Genomic DNA, 5,757 nt, shown 5'->3' on the forward strand with positions numbered 1-5,757 from the left:
GACGGGCGCGATGATTTGAGCGACACCTGCGACGTGTGGGCCGACGCGGTTGCTGCGTCCAACGTCGCCAGCCAGGCCGACCGCGCCACCGGCTCGACCGACGGCGTGCTGGCGCGCCTTGAAAACGCGACCACGGCGCTAACCGCATCGAAGGCGCTGAGCATGAGCGCGCCGCTGACGAGCGTCGCCGAACTCAACGCGGGCAATGCCTCCTACATCGTCTTCGACCTTGGCAGCTTCGGGTGCGAGCACGGCGTGGCCAGCGCAGCGCGCGTAGCCGACGTGCTCATCCGCGACCCCGACGGCTACGTCGATTCGCTCCTGGTGTGGGCCAGCAACGATCCCGCTCAGCTCGGGCGCCTGGTCTACAGCGCGCCGCGCAACGCCGGCAGCTTCAGCACCGACCCCATTGCGGTCGATCTCGGTGACGACGGGATGCGCTTCCGCTACCTCACCATTGCCAGCAACGACGCGAACATTCCCGACATCGATTCAATCGAAGTCCTGCCCGAGGACACGAGCGCGCCGGAGACCACACTTCTGGTTTCCGAAAAACTCACCGTCTCCCTCATGGCCGCCGACAACGGCCCGGTGCTCCACGCCACATTCATGGGCGACGACACCGAGGGCGGCGAGAATCCGGCGGGCAGCATTGATAAGTTCCGCTACCGCTTCGATCTCGAAAGCGCTCCGGGCACCTGGCAGGAAGTCAGCGCCAGCGGCGGGATGGGCGAGATCTACGAAGAGCTCACCGTCGATGGGAGCTACGACCTCCTTGTCGCCGCCGTGGACGCGCAGGGCAATGAGGACGCGAGCCCCGACTCGGTGAGCTTCCTTATCGACACGACCGCGCCCGACGTGGCCAACATCACGCCCGACCCCATGAGCATGAACATCTACCGCGCGGCAACCGGCGGCTTCGCCAACATCGAGCTGCGCGCCGACATCACCGATCCGGGCTCGGGCGTGGACTTCGTCTTCGCCGATCCGGTCGGGGCTCCCAATCCCGAACCCTTCCTGATGAGCGCGGCGGGCCTGCCCAGCTACCGGGGCTTCTTCAGCGCGGCGAGCTTTGTCAGCTCCATGCCCACGACCGGCACCTACGTCCTGATGGTTTACGCGCGTGATGCTTACGGCAACGAGAACAGCGCGCTCTCGACCGAAGTCACCGTCAATATCAACCTGTCGCCGCTCGCCGACGCGGGCGCGGACGGCATGGTGCTCGAAGGCGAGCCCTATACCTCGCTCGACGCAAGCGCCACGACGGACCCCGAGGGCGATCCCTTCACCTACGCGTGGGTGCAGACTGCCGGGCCGCAGGTCATTCTGAGCGGCGCCGATACGGCCGCGCCGAGCTTCAGCGCGCCCGCCATTCCGACCAACACGCCGGTGGCGCTCACCTTCGAACTCACCGTGAGCGATGACTGGAACGGCATCGCTACTGATACCGTCGATGTCACCGTCGTGAATGACAACCAGCCGCCGGTGGCCAGCGCCTCGGGCCCGGGCTACGCACGCTCGGGCGCGATGGTCGCGCTCAGCGGTGCGGGCTCCGCCGACGCCGATCAGGATCCGCTGCTTCCGGTGTGGAACCAGCTTCCGGGCGGACCGGTGGTGAGCCTGCAGAATCCCACCACGCTCACGCCGAGCTTTACTGCGCCCAATGTCGGCGATGCCGGCTGCCCGATGCCCGAGTGCACGCTCAGCTTCCAGCTCACCGTTGCAGACGGCAACGGCGGCGTGGATGCGGCAACCACCCAGGTCATCGTGCGCGACCTCAACATCGATCCCATCGCGGAAGCGGGCCCGCCCATTCGCACCATCTTCGACGGGAACGCAATCACCCTTGATGGAAGCGCTTCGAGCGATCTCGATGGAAACATCGCGGTCTACCAGTGGGCGCTCACGGCCGGAAATAGCGCGCTGATTCCCGGCTGGACGGGCATTCCCAAGAGCTTCTCGACGCTCAGTATCCCGGCCGTCGAGGCCGGCGGCCCCACGGCCCTGACTTTTGAGCTGACCGTCTACGACAACAACGGCGCAAGCGACACCGACACGGTTGTCGTGGTTGTCGAGGGCATGTGCGTGCAGAGCTTCTCGCTCATCGATCGCGCGCAGAACTTCGCGCGCCCCACGCTGCTGGCGGCCGATGAGAGCCGCGACCATCTCTACGTGCTCTCCCCGGACGCGGGTGGCGGGCTGCGCCGCATCGATTCCGGAGCGGGCGATCAGGTCAGCGCCCTGAGCACTTCGTTCACTTCGGGCGCAACCGACCTTGCACTCAACGAAACTTTCGGCCGCGTCTACTGGCTGAGCCCCGCCTCGGGCGGACGGCTGGTGAGCTACAACGTGGCCGGCGCATCGACCACCAGCCTGGTGCTCGGCGCGGGCTATATCAAACTCGCGATCAATGAATCGGCCGGTGAGGTCTACGCCCTCAATACGACAACCGGCGCACTGGCCGTCGTCCACGCGGGCTTTGCGCTCCGCGGCACGGTGCCGCTTGCGCTCTCGGCTCCGGCGAGCGCGGACCTGGCCTACAACCCCGTGGACGGCACCGTGTGGGTGCGCGACGGCGGCACCATCACGCGGGTCGACCCTTCCGTCCCGGCGATCATGGACAGCTTTGCGCCCACGCTTGGCGGCACCGCCGACGGGCTGGTGGTGGACAAGGCAAGCGGCGACGCAATCATCACGCACGACAATGGCTTTACCGTGATCGGCATGGGGCTTTCCGAGGCCGACTATGCAATCACCGGCAGCGGTCCCTTCCGCGTCTATCCCGCGCAGGTCATGGGCCACTACTTCGCCACCGACCGCGCGCCAAACGCGCCGGGCGATCTCATCCAGCATCTCTACCGCATCAATGCCGCGACGACCGTTGTCGAGAGCATGGCGCTGACCATGAGCCCCGACACCCTCGTGGGCACGGCGATCACCTACGATGCAAGCTCCGGCGAATTACTGGTGCTGCACGGCCCGCTGGCCGGCGGCAGCACGCTCTTCAGCGTGGGCGCCGTCGACGCGCTGGCAAGCGTGGAGACCATCGAAGTGGCCGGCGGCGCCGCAGTGGCCATGGCCCCGCTCAATGGAAGCGTCTACTCGCTCCAGAGCGGCGGAATGGTTTCGAAGATCAATCCCGTTGCCGCCACCGCCCAGAGCGTCCCGCTGGCGTTTAACACCAGCGACCTCGTCGTCGACCCCACCAGCGGCGACGCCTACGTGGCCTCGGGCGCGCTCAATGAAATGCGCATGGTTATTCCGGGCGCGCCCATCACGATTGCAGGAACAGATCTTCGCGACCGCGCCGACACGCTCACCCCGGCCTTCGACCGTGCCGAGCTCTACGCCCTGGGCACTGCGCGTTCGAGCCAGAGTGGTCTGAGCCAGGTGGTCACCCAGACCGACGGCGTAAGTGCCTCGCTTGCAAGCGGACCAAGCGCCACGAGTGGCGGGCGCGCCGAGCTGGTTTATGACGCCGCGGCCGGAACCGGCGGCGTGCTCTATGAAACGAATGCTGCCGGACCTTCCATCCTGGTGACCGATCTCGATGGCGGAGCGCTCACGCGCGAGATCACGCTGAGCGTCGTGCCGCGCTCGCTCTATCTCGAAGAAGCCGCGGGCCGCCTGTGGGTCGGCGCCTATGGCGACGACGCCCTCGTCCGCATCGAGGTCGATGAACCCGGCGACCCGCAGTCAATCGTGCCGACCCTCGACGGGCCCTCGGAGATCGTCCAGAACGACTCGACCGGCCTGCTCTACGTGCGCTGCGAGGGCGCCGACCGCGTACTGGCCATCGATCCCGACGCCGCCACCGTCGCAGCAATTATCGACGCGGGCACGCTCGGGCGCTCTAACTTCGCGACCAGCAACGAGCGGCGCCGCACCCTGCTGTCCGATCCGATCAACGAGAACGTCTACGTGCTCCGCGACGGCGGCGCCAACGGCCCCGGCGTCAGCGTGATCGAGAGCGGCGTCGATCATCCCGTGCGCGAGCTGCCCCAGCTCTCGGGCTTCGCGCCGCGGTCCATGGCACTCGACGATACGCGCGGCCTGCTCTTTGTCACCGACAATTCGCCGCTGCTCCATGCCATTCGCCTGGACGAGGACTTTGCGCCCAATACCCTGGAGCTGCCCGCCTCGCCCACGGACACCAAACGCGAACTGGTTGCCACCGATGCCATCGGCGGGCGTGTCTACGTCACCGGCACCCACGTAATGAGCCTCATCGATCTCAACAATGGATGCGGCACCCAGCCCGTCCAGTACGGCATGCGCAGCGTGCCCGGCGAGACCCACACGCGCTATGCCCGCGCAAACACCGCTTCAACGATCATTTCCCGGCCGGGGGAGAAACGCCTGCAACGCGGACTCAAGGATGGCCTTGCCAGAGTGCTGCCCGATGTGCGTTGCATGCCGGCCAAGTCCGTCACTGCCGACGGCGCGAACGCCCTCCCCCGACCGGAACTTCAATCTTTCAGCCACAATGGAGGCAAGCCATGAGTTCCTTTGGTGAACGATCCCTCAAACTGGTTCAGGGTGAGCCCGAACTTCCGGGCAGCCGCGAGCTCGAACGTCAGGCGCTCGAGCGCGAGCGCAACTACGACGCCTCACGCAAGCGCAACCGCGTGCGCGCCACCCGCCGCGCGGGCACACTCTTGCAGAACGGGGTATCGGGTCGTCGCACCGCCGACTGAGGCCCGGCCCGGCGATGCAATTCGCGACGGGTTTACGAAGATTTACGCCTCTTGCGGGGCACCCATTTCCGCACTGTTCTGCCTTGTAGTACGCTCACACAGGTCTATCGGATCACCCATGGAGAGGGTTCCGCGTCGCTTTCATTAGCGGTGCGAGGACGGGCGAGGTCTATGCTCGGGGAGCTGACAACCACTACAAAACGCACCCTTGTGCGTGCCCTGGCGCTACTCGCTGCAGTCGCGCTGTGGGGCTGCGGCGGTGGCGGCGTGGTGGTGGCTCCCCCTCCGCCCGCACCTCCCGAGCCGTCCCTATTGGTCGTGCTTCCCGGACAGAGCTTTGAAGCCGGCGTCGGCGTTACGGGCGCGCCCGATGCGCAGGTCGCCGACGCGCTCTTCGCGATCGAGCTGATCGCCGTTGACGAGGACTTCCAGCCCTACACCGACTTCGCAGCGACGGTCGGCGTCTTCAGTTCCGATCCGGCCACACCGGTGCCGCTGGCCACGACCTTTCCCACGGGCGAGGGCGTCGAGGCCCGCGTCCAACTGAACATCCGCCCGATCACCGCCGGCAGCGGCAACACGCTTACGCCGGTTCACATCGCCGACGAGCCCCTTGTCGCAGTGGAATCGGATCCCTTCAGCGTGAACGCGGGCGCGGCCACCCGGCTCATCACGCTGCTTCCCGGACAAAGCGTCATCCCTGCGCTCCCCCTTCCGGTGCGCAGCCCCGCTGCCGCCGCGCAGCAAGTGGGTGTCTCCTATCAGGTACGCGTTCTGGCCACCGACAGTGTGGGGAACACCGTGGGCTCGGCCGCTGGAAGCGTCTCGATTCTCACTTCGGACCCGCGCGACATCGAGCCCGCCAACGCCCCGCTCTCAAACGGCCAGGCGAGCTTCACCATCAACCCGATCTTTGCCCAGCCCAACGCCTTCATTCGCGCCACCACGGCGGGGCTCAGCGCCGGATTCTCCGACGATCACGTGGTGCTCAGTCAGCCCGCGCAGGATCTCTACGTGTTGCTTCCAACCCAGAGCCTGCGCGTCGATCAGGCCGGCGCGC

At 66.8% G+C, this 5,757-nt stretch carries 3 protein-coding genes; all 3 read left to right on the forward strand.

Annotated features, from left to right (window positions below; all coding sequences use genetic code 11):
* The first annotated feature begins 15 nt into the window (after nucleotides 1-15).
* Entirely contained in the window at nucleotides 16-4,503 is a 4,488-nt protein-coding gene (locus KDH09_06495; GenBank protein ID MCB0219329.1) for a hypothetical protein, read from the forward strand.
* Nucleotides 4,500-4,697 (forward strand): hypothetical protein, encoded by a 198-nt coding sequence (locus KDH09_06500; GenBank protein ID MCB0219330.1) that lies wholly within the window; start codon nucleotides 4,500-4,502, stop codon nucleotides 4,695-4,697. Before KDH09_06495 ends, KDH09_06500 begins: the two co-directional genes overlap by 4 nt.
* Nucleotides 4,698-4,868: 171 nt before the next feature.
* On the forward strand, nucleotides 4,869-5,757 hold an 889-nt coding region (locus tag KDH09_06505), incomplete at its 3' end, for a hypothetical protein (protein MCB0219331.1).

The organism is Chrysiogenia bacterium (assembly GCA_020434085.1).
GTDB lineage: Bacteria > JAGRBM01 > JAGRBM01 > JAGRBM01 > JAGRBM01 > JAGRBM01.